The sequence below is a fragment of the Microbispora hainanensis genome (assembly GCF_036186745.1).
GTDB lineage: Bacteria > Actinomycetota > Actinomycetes > Streptosporangiales > Streptosporangiaceae > Microbispora.
Genome location: NZ_CP108086.1, coordinates 6,995,899 through 7,011,182, shown reverse-complemented (window position 1 = coordinate 7,011,182; position 15,284 = coordinate 6,995,899). Strand labels below are relative to the sequence as shown.

15 protein-coding genes are annotated in these 15,284 nt (G+C 69.6%); 4 read left to right on the top strand and 11 right to left on the bottom strand.

The genetic code is table 11. The features are described from left to right. Positions 1 to 57: 57 nt before the first annotated feature. From OHB01_RS32235 to OHB01_RS32220, 4 genes are all read right to left on the bottom strand, one after another. A complete protein-coding gene (locus tag OHB01_RS32235) occupies positions 58 to 1,104 on the bottom strand; it encodes a LacI family DNA-binding transcriptional regulator (protein ID WP_205831096.1) in 1,047 nt (348 codons plus the stop codon). Between the two features lie 10 nt (positions 1,105 to 1,114). Continuing rightward, a complete protein-coding gene (locus OHB01_RS32230) occupies positions 1,115 to 2,452 on the bottom strand; it encodes an ABC transporter substrate-binding protein (protein ID WP_142651596.1) in 1,338 nt (445 codons plus the stop codon). Between the two features lie 30 nt (positions 2,453 to 2,482). Further along, entirely contained in the window at positions 2,483 to 3,292 is an 810-nt protein-coding gene (locus OHB01_RS32225) for a carbohydrate ABC transporter permease (RefSeq protein WP_142651595.1), read from the bottom strand. Between the two features lie 62 nt (positions 3,293 to 3,354). After that, complete coding sequence (locus OHB01_RS32220; protein ID WP_205831095.1) at positions 3,355 to 4,296, bottom strand: carbohydrate ABC transporter permease; 942 nt, start codon at positions 4,294 to 4,296, stop codon at positions 3,355 to 3,357. Between the two features lie 181 nt (positions 4,297 to 4,477). Here OHB01_RS32220 and OHB01_RS32215 point away from each other — a divergent pair, with 181 nt between their 5' ends. Further along, the gene (locus tag OHB01_RS32215; protein WP_222709713.1) at positions 4,478 to 5,182 is read left to right on the top strand and encodes a hypothetical protein; all 705 of its coding nucleotides are present in this window, start codon (positions 4,478 to 4,480) and stop codon (positions 5,180 to 5,182) included. Here the strand turns inward: OHB01_RS32215 and OHB01_RS32210 are convergent. Next, entirely contained in the window at positions 5,142 to 6,185 is a 1,044-nt protein-coding gene (locus OHB01_RS32210) for a LacI family DNA-binding transcriptional regulator (protein WP_142651594.1), read from the bottom strand. The two genes, OHB01_RS32215 and OHB01_RS32210, sit on opposite strands and share 41 nt — an antisense overlap. 169 nt (positions 6,186 to 6,354) lie before the next feature. On the opposite strand from OHB01_RS32210, the gene OHB01_RS32205 reads away from it, so the two are divergent. From OHB01_RS32205 to OHB01_RS32195, 3 genes are all read left to right on the top strand, one after another. Beyond that, positions 6,355 to 7,980, top strand: coding sequence for a GH39 family glycosyl hydrolase (locus OHB01_RS32205; RefSeq protein WP_142651593.1), 1,626 nt, complete (start codon positions 6,355 to 6,357; stop codon positions 7,978 to 7,980). Positions 7,981 to 8,099: 119 nt separating this feature from the next. After that, positions 8,100 to 9,047, top strand: coding sequence for a hypothetical protein (locus OHB01_RS32200; RefSeq protein WP_142651592.1), 948 nt, complete (start codon positions 8,100 to 8,102; stop codon positions 9,045 to 9,047). 74 nt (positions 9,048 to 9,121) lie between these two features. Further along, entirely contained in the window at positions 9,122 to 9,913 is a 792-nt protein-coding gene (locus OHB01_RS32195; RefSeq protein WP_205831093.1) for a FadR/GntR family transcriptional regulator, read from the top strand. 110 nt (positions 9,914 to 10,023) lie between these two features. On the opposite strand, the gene OHB01_RS32190 is transcribed toward OHB01_RS32195, so the two are convergent. From OHB01_RS32190 to OHB01_RS32165, 6 genes are read right to left on the bottom strand one after another with little or no spacing between them, the layout of a single operon-like run. Next, positions 10,024 to 11,025 (bottom strand): aldo/keto reductase, encoded by a 1,002-nt coding sequence (locus OHB01_RS32190; protein WP_142651590.1) that lies wholly within the window; start codon positions 11,023 to 11,025, stop codon positions 10,024 to 10,026. Then, entirely contained in the window at positions 11,022 to 11,861 is an 840-nt protein-coding gene (locus tag OHB01_RS32185) for an amidohydrolase family protein (RefSeq protein ID WP_328854428.1), read from the bottom strand. Before OHB01_RS32185 ends, OHB01_RS32190 begins: the two co-directional genes overlap by 4 nt. After that, a complete protein-coding gene (locus OHB01_RS32180) occupies positions 11,858 to 12,223 on the bottom strand; it encodes an L-rhamnose mutarotase (protein ID WP_328854427.1) in 366 nt (121 codons plus the stop codon). The genes OHB01_RS32185 and OHB01_RS32180 overlap by 4 nt, the downstream gene beginning before the upstream one ends. Continuing rightward, entirely contained in the window at positions 12,220 to 13,404 is a 1,185-nt protein-coding gene (locus tag OHB01_RS32175) for a mandelate racemase/muconate lactonizing enzyme family protein (RefSeq protein WP_328709863.1), read from the bottom strand. The genes OHB01_RS32180 and OHB01_RS32175 overlap by 4 nt, the downstream gene beginning before the upstream one ends. A gap of 28 nt (positions 13,405 to 13,432) precedes the next feature. Further along, positions 13,433 to 14,344 (bottom strand): carbohydrate ABC transporter permease, encoded by a 912-nt coding sequence (locus OHB01_RS32170; protein WP_142651586.1) that lies wholly within the window; start codon positions 14,342 to 14,344, stop codon positions 13,433 to 13,435. A 4-nt stretch (positions 14,345 to 14,348) separates the two neighbouring features. Beyond that, positions 14,349 to 15,284: a carbohydrate ABC transporter permease gene (locus tag OHB01_RS32165; RefSeq protein ID WP_142651585.1), complete on the bottom strand. Its 936-nt coding sequence runs from the start codon at positions 15,282 to 15,284 to the stop codon at positions 14,349 to 14,351.

Below are 15,284 nucleotides of genomic sequence, written 5' to 3'. Positions count from 1 at the left end.
GCTGGGATGCGGCGAAGGGGCTGGGGTGCGGCGGAGGGGCTGGGGAGGCGCGGGAGGTCAGGTGGGCGCGGGGCCGCTGCTCTCCCGCACGATGAGCTCGGGCTCGCTCCAGGCCGGTACGGCCGCGGCGTTCTGCGGGTCCAGCCTGCGGTGCAGCAGGCCGAAGCAGGCCCGGCCGAGCCCTTCGAAGTCGAGCCGCACCGTGGTGAGCGAGGGGTTGAGGTAGGCCGACGGCGGGGAGTCGTCGAAACCGACCACGCTGAGGTCGCCGGGGATGTCCCGCCCGGCCTCGCGGGCGGCCCGCATGACACCCAGGGCCAGGTCGTCGTTGCCGCACAGAATCGCGGTGACCGAACGGTCCGCGAGCAGGGAGCGTACGGCGAGGTAGCCGGATCGGGGGCTCCAGCCGCCGGGCAGCGGCTCGGGCAGCGGACGGCCGGCGGCGCGCAGCGCGTCCTGCCAGCCCTGGGTGCGCTGCGGCAGTGTGCTTGTGGAGGAGGGGATGGCCACGTAGTGGACGGTCTGGTGCCCCAGGCCCAGCAGGTAACGGGTCGCGTGCGCGGCCGCCGCCCGGTCGTCCAGCCAGATCTGCCAGGGGTCGTCGGGACCGTCGTCGGGCCGCCGCTCGACGGCCGCAGTGACCGGGACGTCCGCGGGCAGCGCCCGCAGCGCGCGCACGCCCGCGTCGTCGAAGGCGATCACCATGACCGCCTCCCCGGGCCGGTTCAGCCGCAGGGCGATGTCCGCCGGGCCGGAGTCGCGCTCCAGCACACTGATGCCCACGGAGAACCCGGCGGTCCTCGCCGCCTCCTCCATGCCGCGCAGGGTGGCGGCGGCGCCGTACAGGGCGGTGTCGGAGGTGAGGACGGTGACCGAGCGGACCGGCCCTCCGGCCAGCGCCTGGGCCAGCCGGTTGGGCCGGTAGCCGAGCTCGGCGATGACCTGGAGGACCCTGGCCCGGGTCGCCTCGCTGACCCGGGCCTTGCCGTTGATGACGCGGCTCACGGTCTGCTGGGAGACACCGGCCACCCGGGCGACGTCCCAGATGCTCGCCGAGCGCGTCCGGGGAGCGTCCTGGGGAGGCATGTGACCGGTAACTTCCATGAGTCAGACCTTACTTGATGGCGGCGTTGGCCTCGGTGGTGATCTTCTGGGCGGCGTCCTGCGGCGACAGCTGGCCCAGCCAGACCTGGTTGAAGATGTCGAGCGCCTTGACGTTGTAGACGTCGGCCGCCTCGGTCAGCGGGTAGCCCATCGTGGTGCCCTCGGCGGCCTTCTTGAAGCCGGTGACGTCGACGCCCTTGGCCTTCCAGGCGTCGGCGAAGACGTCGTTGAGCGAGGTGATGCCCGGCCAGACGGCGCCCGCCTCGGCGACGGCCTTCTGATGGCGTTCGGACGTCAGCCACTTGAGCAGCTCCCAGGCTTCCTTCGGGTGCTTGGTGCCGGCGTAGACGGCCTCGGTCAGGCCGTTGTAGACGCTGCCCTTGCCTGCCGGGCCCGCGGGGAGGTCGGCGACGCCGAAGCCGCCGTTGGGCAGTGCGGTGTCGAACGCGCGCAGCATCCAGCTTCCGTCCATCGCGGTGGCCGCCTCGCCGCGCCCGACCACCTGGTCGAGGGACGGCCCGTTGGGCGGGTTGGTGACCGTGGCGGGCACCGCGACGTGATACTTCAGCCGCAGATCCTGGACGAACTGGATGGCCTGCACGCAGGCCGGCTGGTCGATGGTCCACCGGCCCCACGGCTTGTCCTGGAGCGTGCAGCCGTTCTGCAGCGCGAAGTTCCACCAGTCCTGCTGACCGGTCGGGGCCTGCATGGCGAGGCCGTGCTGCTTGACCTTCTTGGGGTCGAAGCCGGCCTCGTCAGGGTGCTTGCCGTTCTCGTCGACCGTGAGCTTCTGCAGCGTCTTGACGAAGGTGCCGCCGTCGTCGGGGTTCCAGGTGAGGCCGTCGAGGTCGGCGGGGGTGAGCCCGGCGTCCTTGAGCGCCTTGGTGCTGTAGAAGAGGCCGATGGTGTCCCAGTCCTTGGGCAGGCCGTAGACCTTGCCGTCGACCTTCCAGCCCTCGGCGAGCTTGGGATCATAGATCGAGGTGTCCACCTTGTCCTGAGCGATGAGCGGCGCCAGGTCGGTGAGCACGCCCTCCTTGCTGAACTTGGGGAAGTAGGAGACGTGGTCCCAGAACACGTCGGGGGCCGAGCGCCCGGCGAGCTGGGTCTGCAGCTTGCTCCAGTAGTCGTTCCAGTTGTTCAGCTCGATCTGCACCTTGATGGACGGGTGGGCCTTCTCGAACTCGCGGATCGACTGCTCGATCGGCGGCTTCTGCACCTCGTCCCACATGGCGTACCTGAGGGTGACGGCGCCGCCGGTGGAACCGGAGTCGTCCGCGCCGCCGCACGCGGCGAGGGACAGCAGGGCCGCCGTCACGACAGCAGATAAGGCGATTTTTCTGGACATATGGATATGCCCTTCTCTCTTGGGGGGTGGTTACTTCAGCCCGGTCAGGGCGATCGAACGGACGATGTGCCGCTGGAACAGCAGGAAGATCACGACGAGCGGCAGCAGTGCGAGGGCGGCGGCCGCCAGGATCAGGTGATATTGGGAGGAATACTGACCCTTCAGGGCCGAGATGCCGAGCGTGACCACCCGGGTGGCGTCGCCGTTCGTGACGATCAGCGGCCACAGCAGCGTGTTCCAGGTCGTGATGAACGTGATGGTCGCGAGGGTGGCCAGGATCGGCCGGCTCAGCGGAAGCAGCACCCGGACGAGCACGGTCAGCGTGCCCGCGCCGTCGATGCGCGCGGCCGACTCCAGGTCCCTCGGAATCGTGCGGAAGTACTGCCGCACCAGGAAGATCCCGTACGGCGTGCCGAAGGCGGTGGGCAGGATCAGCCCGAGATAGGTGTCGATCAGCCCGAACTCCCGCATGATCAGGAAGAGCGGGACCAGGGTGACGATCTGCGGCACCATCATCGTCGCGAGGTAGCCCCAGAACAGCGCGTCGCGCCCGGGGAACGACATCCGGCCGAAGGCGTAGGCGGCCATCGTGCTGAAGACGACCTGGCCGACTGTCACGGCCCCGGCGTAGACCAGCGAGTGCAGCAGGAACCCGGCCATGTCGTACTCCGACCAGACCTGCGCGAAGTTGTCGAACGTGAGGGGGAAGGCGGGCTCCCAGGCGGGGGTGGTGAGCACCTGCGCGGGTTCCTTGAACGCCGAGTTCAGCGTCATCAGGTAGGGCGCGACCGAGATCACGGCGCCCGCGAGGAGCGCCGAATACAGAGCGACCCTCTTCATCTCTTCATCCGGTCCTCTTCATGGGGGGTCCTCTTCATGGAGGTCGGCTTCATCGGGGATCGTCAGGAGAAGTCGTAGACGGTGCGCTTGCGGAAGTAGAGGAACTGCGCCGCGGTGACCAGCAGGATCAGCGCGAACAGCACCATCGCCAGCGCCGAGGCGTAGCCGGACCGGAAGAGCTGGAACCCCTGCTGGTAGATGTGGAAGTTCAGCACGTCGGTGGCGCCGCCGGGGCCGCCCTGGGTCATCACGAAGACCGTGTCGAAGATCTGGAACGACCCGATCGTGTTCGTCACCAGCACGAAGAACATCGACGGCCGCAGCAGCGGCAGGGTGATCGTGAAGAACCGCTGCACCGGCGTGGTGCCGTCGATCGCCGCGGCCTCGTACAGCGTGTGCGGAATCGCCTGCAGCCCGGCCAGCAGGATGAGCATCGTGTAGCCCGTGTACTGCCAGACGTTCACCGAGGCGATCACCGGCATGGCCCACGCGGGATCGGTGAGCCAGTTGGGGCCGTCGATCCCCACCATGCCGAGCACCTGGTTGACCACGCCGTATCTGGGGTCGAACACCCAGGACCAGATGATGCCGAGCGCCACCGGCATGGCCATCCAGGGCAGCACGAAGACCACCCGGAGCACCTTGCCGCCGCGCATCCGCCGGTTCAGCGCGAGTGCCAGCAGCAGCGCCAGCACGGTCTGCGCCGGGATGTTGAGCACCACGTAGTAGATCGTGTTGAGCACGGCCCGCCACACCTCGGAATCGGCGGCGAGCTCGCGATAGTTGTCCAGCCCGACGAACGACGGCGCGCCCATCAGGTTCCAGTCGAACAGGCTCAGCGCCGCCACGCCGAAGATGGGCGCCACCAGGAAGAGCAGGAAACCGGCGAGGCTCGGTGCGAGCAGGGCGTACGCCTCGGCGACGGTGCGGACCCGCATCGCGAGCCGGCGCTCCGCCCTGCGGTGGCCCGGCACGGGCCGGTCGTAAGGTATGTTATCGATCACATTCTTTCTCCATATGCCACCAGGGAACCGGAGGCTTCCGGTGATGCAGAGAAGAGTTACCGATAACATCTGGAACGTCAAGTGCCCGGCGATCGGGAAAACCGGGCGATCGAGGGAGACTCGACGGCCGAAGGTAATCGCCGTCGCCGAGCGCCTGCTTGAGGAGGCCAGGAGCCTCGGCGTGCTGCCGGCGAGCATGGTGATGCGCGACGCCCTCGACGGTGGCGAGCTGACCCGCCTCGACCTGGCCGACCTGGAGCGCACGTACAGTTACCCGTACATGGTCATCCACCGCAGCGACCTGCACGGCATCTTCCTGCGTGCCTGCCGGCGCGCGGGAGTCGGCCTGGTGACCGACGCCCGCGTCACCGGCTACGAGAACACCGCATCGGGCGCCCGGGTGCGGCTGGCGGACGGCCGGACCGACGAGGCGCGGATCGTCATCGCCGCCGACGGCCTGCACTCGGTGGCGCGCCGCCTTCTGGTCGAGGACGAGCCGGTCAGCTCTTCCTATGTCGCCTACCGCGCCGCGGTGCCCATCGAGGAGGCCGGCCGCGATGTGGACCTTCGCGAGGTCTCGGTCCACGTCGGCCCGCGCTGCCACTTCGTCCAGTACGGCCTGCGCGGCGGCGAGATGCTCAACCAGGTCGCGGTCTTCGAATCCCCGAAGGCCCGCGCGGGCGTGGAGGAGTGGGGCACGCCCGACGATGTTCACCCCGATCCCCCTGGACTCGGTCGACGTCTTCGAGACGGCCGGCACCGTGGACGCGGGCGGGTTCGCGTAGGCCGTCCGGAATCCGAGCTCGCGCGGGTGCGGGCGCCCGCGCCGCCCGCACCCGCGCGGATCAGGACGACGGGACGGGGCCCGTCGAGTCGCGGACGTTGAGGGTCGTCGCGAGCTGGAGGTGCCGGGAGGCGGGCTGGACGCCGTCCGCCATGCCGAGGACGGTCTCGACGGCCATCCGGCCCATGCCGACGAGAGGCTGCCGTACGGACGTCAGCCGGGGCGTGGTCCACTCGGTCTGCGGCGTGTCGTCGAACCCGGTGACCGACAGCTCGCCGGGGACGGCGATGTCCAGCTCCTTGGCCGCGGCGAGGACGCCGACGGCGATCTCGTCGTTGCCCGCGACGAGGGCGGTCGGCCGGTCGCCGTGCGAGAGGACCTCGCGGCCGTGCCGGAGCCCCGCCTCGACCGAGAACGCCTCGTGGCGGATCAGCGCGCGGTCCGGCGTGATCCCGGCCGAGTCGAGCGCCGCCTGATATCCGTGGAAGCGCTCCGCCGAGGGCGCGGAGCCCGCCGGGCCGCCGATCCAGGCGATCCTGCGATGGCCGAGCCTGATGACGTGCTCGGTCGCCGAGCGGCCGCCCGCCCAGTTGGTGGAGCCGATGCTGACGACCCGTGATTCGGTCGTGTCGATCGGGTCGATGGTGACGACGGGCACGTCGAGGTCCTCCGCGGCTACGAGCACCGCGTCGGGCACCGCGACGGCGAGCGCGACGATGCCGGCGACGCCGGACGCCTTCTGCTCCTCCATCCAGGCGCGGGCCGCCGCGCGGTTCGTGCTGACCGGCGCCTCGGGCGGCAGGCGCAGCAGGAGCTCGGCCCGCGCCGAGGTCGCGGCCACGAGTATCCCCTGGAGCACCGTCCCGGCATAACGGGACTCCACGAAGTCGAGCATGGTGATGAGGGTCCGGCCGCGCGGCTGCTCGTGCCGCGCCGTCGTCGGCTTGTAGCCGATGTCGGCCATGACCCCGAGGACGAGCTCGCGCGTTTTCGCCCCCACGTCGCTGCGCCCGTTGAGCACCTTCGACGCGGTCGTCGGTGAGACACCGGCCAGACGGGCGACGTCCGCCAGAGTGGCTCGCTCGGAACGGCCTCGCCGTGCCATCGGGGGCTCCCTTCGGGCTGCGAAACTTTTTCGAAAACTATCACGTCCTTCGTTCGTCCGATGCTGCGGTCATTTCCCTTATATGACCGTTGACACCGGCCGGACACGCCACCTACTGTCCGGGCAGCAACGAACACGTTGCGAAATATTTTCGGAAGAGAAGTGAGCCATGACAAGCGAGTCCCGGTTGGTGATCGACGGCACGCCGTGCGACGACGGTGCGTTCCCGCACGTGTGGAGCCGGTGCATCGGCGCCGGGCGGGCGAACGAGGCGCTGCGCGCGGACTGGCAGCGGCAGTTCGCCGAGGTCGTTGACGCCTGCGGAGTGCGGTACGTCCGTTTCCACGGCGTCTTCCACGACGACATGTTCGTCTACCGGGAGAGCTACGGCGGTGGTTTCGGCCCGGACTCGCCCCTTGATTCGCCCGTGTACACGTTCGGCTACGTGGACAAGGTGTTCGACTTCATCCTGGAGTGCGGCGCCCGTCCGTTCGTCGAGCTGGGCTTCATGCCGCGCGAGCTGGCGACGGAGACGGAGACGGTGTTCTGGTGGGGCGCCCACTGCAGCCCGCCCAAGGACATGACGCGCTGGGTCGAGCTGGTGACGCGGACGGTCGAGCACTGGATCGACCGCTACGGCCTCGACGAGGTGCGGGAGTGGCGGTTCGAGGTATGGAACGAGCCGAACCTGGTGCCGCACTTCTGGACCGGGACGAAGACCGAGTATTTCGAGCTGTACGAGCAGACCGCGACGGCCATCAAGAGAATCGACCCGTTGCTGAAGGTGGGTGGGCCCGCCACGAGCGTCTTCGTGCCCGACGACCGCTACAGGGGCGAGGTCGAGAACCGCGCCGCGACGCACGAGACGGCCGCGGCGGCCGACGTGGACGCGCTCGACTGGCGCCCGGTGTGGATCGAGGACTTCATCGCCTGGTGCGCGGAGCGCGGACTGCCGATCGACTTCATCTCGACGCACACCTATCCCACCGACTTCGCCTTCGCCTCCGACGGCGAGGCCGTGCACATCACCCGGTATGCCGACGCGACGTTCGACGACCTGACCCTGCTGCGCACGCTCGTGAGCGAGAGCGCCTACCCCGACGCGGAGATCCACGTCACGGAGTGGTCGACGTCGCCGTCGTCGCGGGACTTCATCCACGACACGCTGTTCGCGGCGACGTACATCACGCGGGCCTACCTGCGGTGCGCCACCCTCGCCGACTCGATCTCCTACTGGACCTTCACCGACGTGTTCGAGGAGGGCGGCGCCGGGATCGGGCCGTTCCACGGCGGATTCGGCCTGGTGAACGAGGCCGGCATCCACAAGCCCACGTTCCACGCGTTCGTGATGCTGGGACGGCTCGGCGACCGGCTGCTGCGCGCGACGTCCGAGGGGGTCGTGACGCGGGACAGCCGGACGTCGGCGGTGTCGGCGGTGTTCTTCAACTACCCGGAGGACATGGCCATGAGCGGCCTGCGGGCGCAGAACACGTACGCCGCGACGCGCGCGCTGGCCGAGATCGGGCCGAGCCGCAGGATCCGGCACTCCATCGAAGGGCTGGAGCCGGGCGCCACGTTCCTCGTTGAGATCCTGGACTGGGAGCACGGGAACGTCGCCGAGGCCTGGTATCGGCTCGGGTCTCCCCTCAACCCGTCCCGGGCCGAGAGCGAGCACCTGAGCCGGGTCGCCGACGCGCTCCGCAGGTTCACGCTGACCGTGCCGGAAACCGGTGTGCTCGACCTCGACGTCGAGCTCGCGCCGTGGGCGGTGATGTCACTGCGGCAGTCGGCATGACCGCACGAGGACCCGCACGAGGACCCGCACGAGGACCCGCACGAGGACCCGCACGAGGGCCTTCGCCCGGGCTTGACAGTCTCGGCGCGCCCACGTGAGCTTGGGGTGGGAGGCGGCTTGTGACGAGGCGGACAGCGGCTGAGCACGGCGACGAGGTCACGGCGCCCGAGGGCGGGCGTTTCCTCTACTCGATATGCCGGTGGACCACCGCGGTGATCCTGCTGCAGTACGGCTTCGCCAAGCTCTTCGGCGCCCAGTTCACCGTGCTCGACTCCGAGCTCGACAAGCCCATGGGCGCGGTGAGCGGATTCTGGCTGACCTGGTACTACTTCGGTTACTCGCCGATCTTCGGCAATCTGATCGCACTCTTGCAGATCGGCTTGGGCATGGCGCTGGCGTTCCGTCGCACCACGCTGCTCGGTGCCGCGGGCGCCGCGCCGCTGCTCGCCGGGATCACCGTGCTCGACATCGCCTACGGGATCGCCTTCGACGCCCTGCTCGTCGCCCTGATCGGGGCCGGCTGCGCGAGCTGTCTGTTGTGGAAGCACCGTCGTGAACTGGTTGCGGTGTTCTGGAACGACCAGAACCGGATCGCGCCCCGTTCACGACGCGTACGCCCTCGGTGGGCGCACACTGTGCTCGTGACGCTCCTGCTCGCGGTGCCGGCTTCGTGCTCGTACTACGTCGCCAACTACAACAACCGGGCGCCCACGCCGCTCGACGGCACATGGAACGTGACGGCGGGCACCTTCCGGCCCCCTGGCCTTCCCGGTCCGGCCGAGCGCGTCTACTTCGAGCACAACCGCGCCTACCAGGTCGTCCTGCGGAGCGGACAGACGTGGCAGACCCACCACTTCGAGGTCGATCCGGCCACCGCCACGATCAGGATCTGGCGAACGTGGCTCAGCAAGGACGAAGAGCTGCTGTCCGGACGGTACGACCTCATCGATGACCGGCTGGTGGTCACCGCCTCGGATCTGACCTCCGGACGATCGTTGCTCTGGGAACTGCGCCGTGCGCCTCCCGAGCAGCTTCGTGGCGGCCTTCGCCCAGGTGGCGAAGAGTGATACCGCTTACATCATATGAATTACATATGCGCAGGGACGTATACTGGGCTGGTGATGATCCTCCTGGAGGCCCTGTGACTGCCACGTCCCCTCAATCCGGTCTGACCGGGAGCGCCTCCCGTGCCTTGGAGCCGCCCAGCTACAAGCGACCCCGGCGCCTTGGTGACACCGTTGTCACCTACCTGATCGACCGCATCGTGTCGGGGGCCTATCCCGTCGACACCGTACTTCCGACCGAGCCCGAGCTGTGCCAGGAGTTCGGCGTCTCCCGCACCGTGGTGCGCGAGTCGATCAAGCTTCTGGAGGCGAAGGGCCTGGTCAAGGCCACACCGGGCCGGGGGACACGGGTCCTCGAACCCATCGGCTGGAACCTGCTGGACCCCCTCGTCCTGGAGGCGCAGATCCGGCACGACAGCACCCTGTCCATCCTCGACGACCTCATCAACGTCCGGGCGGCGCTCGAGTGCGACATGGCGGCGCAGTGCGCCCGCGTGATCACACCGGCCCAGGCCGAGGAGCTGAAGAAGCAGGCGAACGTCCTCGCGGAAAGCGTGCACGACCCGGACCGCTACGGCAGGGAGGACGTCGCCTTCCATGAGCTGATCATGGTCTTCTCCGGCAACCGTCTCGGTCACGCGATCATCCACGGCATCCACGCCAAGGCGCGGCTGTCGAGCCGGTACAACGGCGAGCCCAGCAGGGCGGAGCACCTCCAGTCGCTCGCCGAGCACCGGCAGATCGAGGCCATGATCCTCCAGGGTGACGCGCAGGGGGCCGCGGCCGCGATGCGCGTACACATAGTGGGGTCGTGGGCCAGGCGCCGGCCCGGCGTGCGCGGAGCGATGGGCCAGGAAGCCGGCTCCTGACAGGGCCGCCCCCGTGACGCCTGCGCAGCCGGCGTCACGGGGGCGGCTCACACCCCGTCCACGCCCGGACATGACCGGACAGAAGGGGCACGGGTTTCAGGGCGCGAGCATCACCGTTCGTGTGCCCGCACGGCCCCGGCCGGGATCAGGCCTTCGGCGATCAGGTCGTCCCAGAGCCCGGCGGGGATGTCGGTCTCGAACCGCCGGAGGTTCTCGTCCACCTCGTGCGGTGAGCGCATGCCGACGGCGATCGCGGAGACCGCGGGGTGCAGCAGGGGGAAGGCCAGCGCGGCGGCGGGAAGTTCGACGCCGTGACCCTCGCAGACCGTCGCGATGCGCTCGGCGCGCCCGATCACGTCCGCGCCGGGGGCACGGTACTCGTACGTCGAGCCGGGCGCGGGGCGGGCGGTGGACAGCAGGCCGGTGGCGAAGACGCCGACGGCCACCACGGCGACACCGAAGCGATGGGCCGGTGCGAGCACCGAGTCGAGCGCGGTGTGGTCGAGCAGCGAGTAGCGGTTCGCCAGCATGATCACATCGACGAGCCCGTCCTCGATGACCCTGGCGAGCCCAGCGGTGGAGTTCGTCCCGATGCCGATGGCCTTCACGACGCCGTCGGCCTTCAGCCGCGCCAGCGCCGCGAGTCCCTCCTCGGCCGCGCCTTCCCACGCCTGGTCGGGATCGTGCAGGTAGAGGATGTCCACCGACTCGAGCCCGAGGCGCTCCAGGCTTTCCCGGAGCGAGCGTTCGACGCCCGCCGCCGAGAAGTCCCACTGCCGGGTGAGGTCACCGGGGACGGCGAACCCGTCGTCGTCCCACTCGCGGGGCCGCGGGTTGGGCACGATCAGGCGGCCGACCTTGGTGGACAGGACGAACTCGTCGCGAGGACGGCGGCGCAGCTCGGCGCCCATGCGGCGCTCGGAGAGCCCGAGGCCGTAGTGCGGCGCGGTGTCGAAATAGCGGATGCCGCGATCCCACGCCCGGCGCATCGTCTCGGCGGCCTCGTCGTCGGTCACGGGACGGGCCAGGTTGCCGAGCGGCGATCCGCCGAGGCCGAGGACGCCGTTCCTCGACCCCGCCCGCTTCAGCAGCTCCACGACCTGCGCCGTCATGTGCCGAGCCGATAGAAGGCCGACGCGGTGCCGGACGTCACGGCCTGGCGCTCCTCGGGGCTGAGCTCGCCGATCAGCTCGTCCACCGCTTCCCGCCACGCGACCGGGCCGCACCCCAGCTCGGCGAGCGGCCAGTCGGAGCCGTACATGAGCCGCTCCGGGCCGAACGCCTCCAGCGCCACGCCGACCGCCCGCCGCAGGCGGGCTCCGTCGCCGTGGCTCACCAGCCCGGCCAGCCCGGAGATCTTCGCCCAGGTGTTCGGCCGGGCGGCGAGCTCACGCAGGCCCGCCTCCCAGCCGTCGTCGTCGTCCGCTTCGGCGAGCCCGCCGAGGTGGTCGATGACGAAGCGCACGCCGGGATGCGCGGCCGCGACGGTCGCGGCCAGCGGCAGCTGCCACGACCGCACCACCAGGTCGAAGCCGAGGCCGGCGGCGGCCAGCCGGTCGAGCGCCGCTCCCACGTCGGGCCGCCCGAGCCAGCCGGGATCGGGGTCGACGTGGACCAGGTGACGGATGCCGACCAGCCTCCAGCGCGCCGCGGCGTCGAGCGCGCCCAGCTCGTCGAGCTGGGCCGCGACGTCGCCTGTGAGGTCGGCCCAGCCGACCACGCCCGCGACGCGCGGGCCCGGCTGCGTGAGCAGCCGCCTCGTCTCGGCGGCGCTGTTGATCGACTGTACGACGACGGCGACGTCCACGCCGGTCGAGTCGAGCATCCGCTCGAGGTCGCCGTGCGCGAAGTCTCTGTCGATCGCCGCCATCGTCACCGGGTCGATCCACGGCTGTGGATCGATGGCCCGGTTCCAGAGGTGCACGTGCGCGTCGACGGAACGGATCACGACAGGTGCCATACTTCGTCGATGGGCTGCCACAGGGCGCCGGGATCGCGTTCCTCGGCGATGCGCACCTGGCAGGGGTCGGTGTGCGTCCACCACTCGCGCGACACCGGGTCCTCGGCGATGCGGGCCATGTCGGCGGCGTGGTCGTCGCCGACGTACTCGTAGTAGGCGAACAGCGTGTCGCCGAAAATGAAGATCGAGTAGTTCGTGACGTTCGCGTCGCGCAGGGTCTGCTCGACCTGCGGCCAGACGTTGCGGTGCAGCTCGAGGTACTCCTCACGGCGCTCCGGCCGGACGCCGACGACGAAGGCGTGACGCTCGACGCGGGGCCGTGCGCCGTGCTCGCCGGTCCGCTCGCTCACGATCCCACCCGCTCTCCGGCGCGCACGCCGTGGTCGTCCTGATGGGAGTCCGGGACGAGGCGCAGGCCGGCCCGCCTGGGGCGCACGTGGGGCCCGTCGATCGCGGCAGGCGGATCGGCGGCCCGCACGGCGATGATGTGCTCCTCGTCCACCCGGATGCCGATGCCCGGCTCGTCGCCGAGGACGATCCCGCCGTCCTCGTACTCCTGGTCGACGTGGAGTCCGATGGGGGCCGACAGGTCCTGGACCTCGAAGGCCAGGTGGTTCGGCACGGCCACGGCGGCGTGCGCGACCGGGTTGGCGTGGTAGGCCACCGGGCTCACCGGCAGGTCACGGCTGTGCGCGACCGCGGCCACCCGCAGGAAGTGCGTGATGCCCCACACGTTGCCCACCTGGACGATGTCGACGGCGTCGGCGTCCAGGAGCGGCCGATACTGCTCGAGACCGGTGAGGTTCTCGCCGGTCGCCACGCCGGCGCGGATGCCACGCCGGACCGAGGCGAGCCCGGCCGCGTCCCATCGCCGCACCGGCTCCTCCACCCAGGCGAGGTCCACGGACCGCTCCAGCGAGGCGATGTAGCGCACGGCCTGCGAGCGGTTCCACGACTCGTTGGCGTCGAGCATGAGCGCGGGGTCGGCCGAGTTGCGCGAGAGGACGTCCCGCAGCGCCAGCAGCCGGCGCCGGTCGTGTTCGAGATTCCGGCCGCCCTTGAGCTTGGCGGCGCTGAAGCCCCGCTCCGCGAAGCGCTCGTAGAGGCGCACGAGGGCGTCGTCGTCCAGTGCGATGTCCAGCCCGGACGCGTAGCCCGGGACGAACCGGTCACGTCCGCCGAGAGTGCGCCACAGCGGCTCGCCGGCGGCCTTCGCCTTGAGGTCCCACAGCGCCATGTCGATCGCGCCGATCGCGCCGAAGGTGGCGCCGGAGTGGCCGGTCTTGAAGACCCGGTCGACCATCCGGTCGTAGAGCGAGGAGACGGCCCGCGGGTCCTCGCCCTCGACGGCGCCGAAGACGCGGTCGATATCGCCGTGTGCTCCGAGCCCGACACCCTCGATACCGCTGTCGGTCTCGAGGATCAGCACATGCACGTCGGTGCGCGGCTCGGGCATGACGCCGTTGGCGTCGCCGATCAGCCGGCCCCAGTCGTGCGCAGTGGTCAGGCTGCGATAGCCGGTGACCTTCACGGGTTCTCCTTTGTGACGGTAATGCGACTCACTCCTTGGTGCCCCCGGCCGTCATGCCGGCCACCAGGAAGCGTTGTGCGAAAAGAAAGACGATCAGCACCGGCAACACCGAGATGACGGTGGCGAGCGCGAGTGTGGGCAGCTGCACCGACTGGGCGCCGGCGGAGCTCGGGTTGAACGCCGGCGTCGAGGCGAGCAGGGAGGTCAGGCCGACCTGGATCGGATAGCCCTCGCTCGACGGCAGCATCACGAAGGGCAGGAAGAAGTTGTTCCAGTTCTGGACGAAGCTGAAGAACGCGACCAGGGCCACGATCGGCGCGGCCAGCGGCAGCGCGACCCTCGTGAACACCTGGAACTCACTGCATCCGTCCAGGCGCGCCGCCGCGAGCAGGTCACGGGGGATGCTGGTGGAGAAGTAGATGTAGGTGAGGTAGACGCCGAACGGGAAGAACGACATCGGCAGGATCACCGACAGCGGGCTGCCGATCAGCCCCACCACGTTGAGTTCGAGGAAGATCGGCAGCACCAGCGCGGTGTTCGGGATCAGCATGACGATCAGCGTCAGCACCAGGAGCAGCCGCCGGAACCGGAACTCCGTCAGCGCCATCGCATAACCCGCCGGGATGCTCGCGATGAGCGTGATGACGAGCGCACCTACCGCGTACAGCGCCGAGTTGCCCACCCACGAGGTCACCGCGCCGTCCTGGAAGGCGAACAGCTGCTTCCAGTTGGCGGCCAGGTCGCCGAGGCCGCCGGGCTGGAACGGGTTGTCGACGATGAGCGCGTGTGCCGACTTCGTCGTCGCCAGCAGCAGCCAGACGATAGGTATCACGAAGAACAGCACGAAGATCGCGACAACGACCGCGATGATCGTCCGTACGCTCCAGCCGCTGACACTGTTCCGTCGCCCCGCCGGGCGACCGATGTCGACTGTCGTCATGACCTCAGTCCTTCTCGAACAGGCCGCCGCGCGTCACGAAGACGGCCGACAGCGCGAGGGCGATGACGAGCAGCAGCAGGGAGATGGCCGCCGCTCCGTTGAAGTCGTTCTGCTGGAACGCGTACTGGTAGGCGAGCTGGTTGAGCGAGTAGTCGTTCGGCACGATCGCGTTGCTCGCCTGCGAGAGCAGCTGTGGCTCGACGAACAGCTGCGTGCCGGCGGCGAGCGACATGATGCCCATGTACGAGATCCACTTGCGCAGCATCGGCAGCTGGATGCGCCGGGCGATCTGCACGGCGGTCGCTCCGTCGATGCGGGCGGCCTCGATCACGTCGGGGCTGATGTTGTTCAGCGCGCCGTACATGATGACGATCCAGCCGCCCGCGCCGGTCCAGAACGCGATGATGGCGAACACCGGAGGGAGGTTCGCCGGCACGATCACCTGCACGAAGCTGGAGAATCCCAGCAGACGCAGCAGGCCGCTGACCGGGCTGGCGGTCGGGTCGAGCACGAACAGCCACAGCATCACGCTCGACGCGCCCGCCAGAGCGCCCGGCAGGTAGAAGACGAACCTGAGCGTCCGGCTCAGCCACCGCACCCGGACCGCGTGCACGACGACAGCCAGGAACGAGACCAGCACCACCAGGGCCACCAGCCAGATCACCAGGTAGAGCGCGACATGCGCGACGGCGGGCAGGAAGCGGAAGTCGCTCACGACCTTGGTGAAGTTGGCGATTCCCGCGAAGCCGCCCTCGCTGTCGGTGAACGCGAGGAAGACCGCGTAGAGGGCGGGCAGGACCCCGAACGCGATCACCAGCGCTGTGTAGGGAGCGACGAAGCCGTAGCTCATCGCGCTCCGCCCGCCGGCGTCGCTCCTTTCGCCCTGCCCTCCGCGCGGTGCCGTCGTGGCCGACGGGCCGGTCTCGTTCATGACTGTCAT

Coding starts and splice junctions, on each gene's coding strand:
- OHB01_RS32190 (WP_142651590.1), bottom strand. CDS start 11,025: ATGACGGCGCAGGTCGTGGAGCTGCTGAAGCGGGCGGGGTCGAGGAAC.
- OHB01_RS32170 (WP_142651586.1), bottom strand. CDS start 14,344: ATGACGACAGTCGACATCGGTCGCCCGGCGGGGCGACGGAACAGTGTC.
- OHB01_RS32165 (WP_142651585.1), bottom strand. CDS start 15,284: ATGACAGTCATGAACGAGACCGGCCCGTCGGCCACGACGGCACCGCGC.
- OHB01_RS32230 (WP_142651596.1), bottom strand. CDS start 2,452: ATGTCCAGAAAAATCGCCTTATCTGCTGTCGTGACGGCGGCCCTGCTG.
- OHB01_RS32210 (WP_142651594.1), bottom strand. CDS start 6,185: ATGGCACGGCGAGGCCGTTCCGAGCGAGCCACTCTGGCGGACGTCGCC.
- OHB01_RS32205 (WP_142651593.1), top strand. CDS start 6,355: ATGACAAGCGAGTCCCGGTTGGTGATCGACGGCACGCCGTGCGACGAC.
- OHB01_RS32225 (WP_142651595.1), bottom strand. CDS start 3,292: ATGAAGAGGGTCGCTCTGTATTCGGCGCTCCTCGCGGGCGCCGTGATC.
- OHB01_RS32235 (WP_205831096.1), bottom strand. CDS start 1,104: ATGGAAGTTACCGGTCACATGCCTCCCCAGGACGCTCCCCGGACGCGC.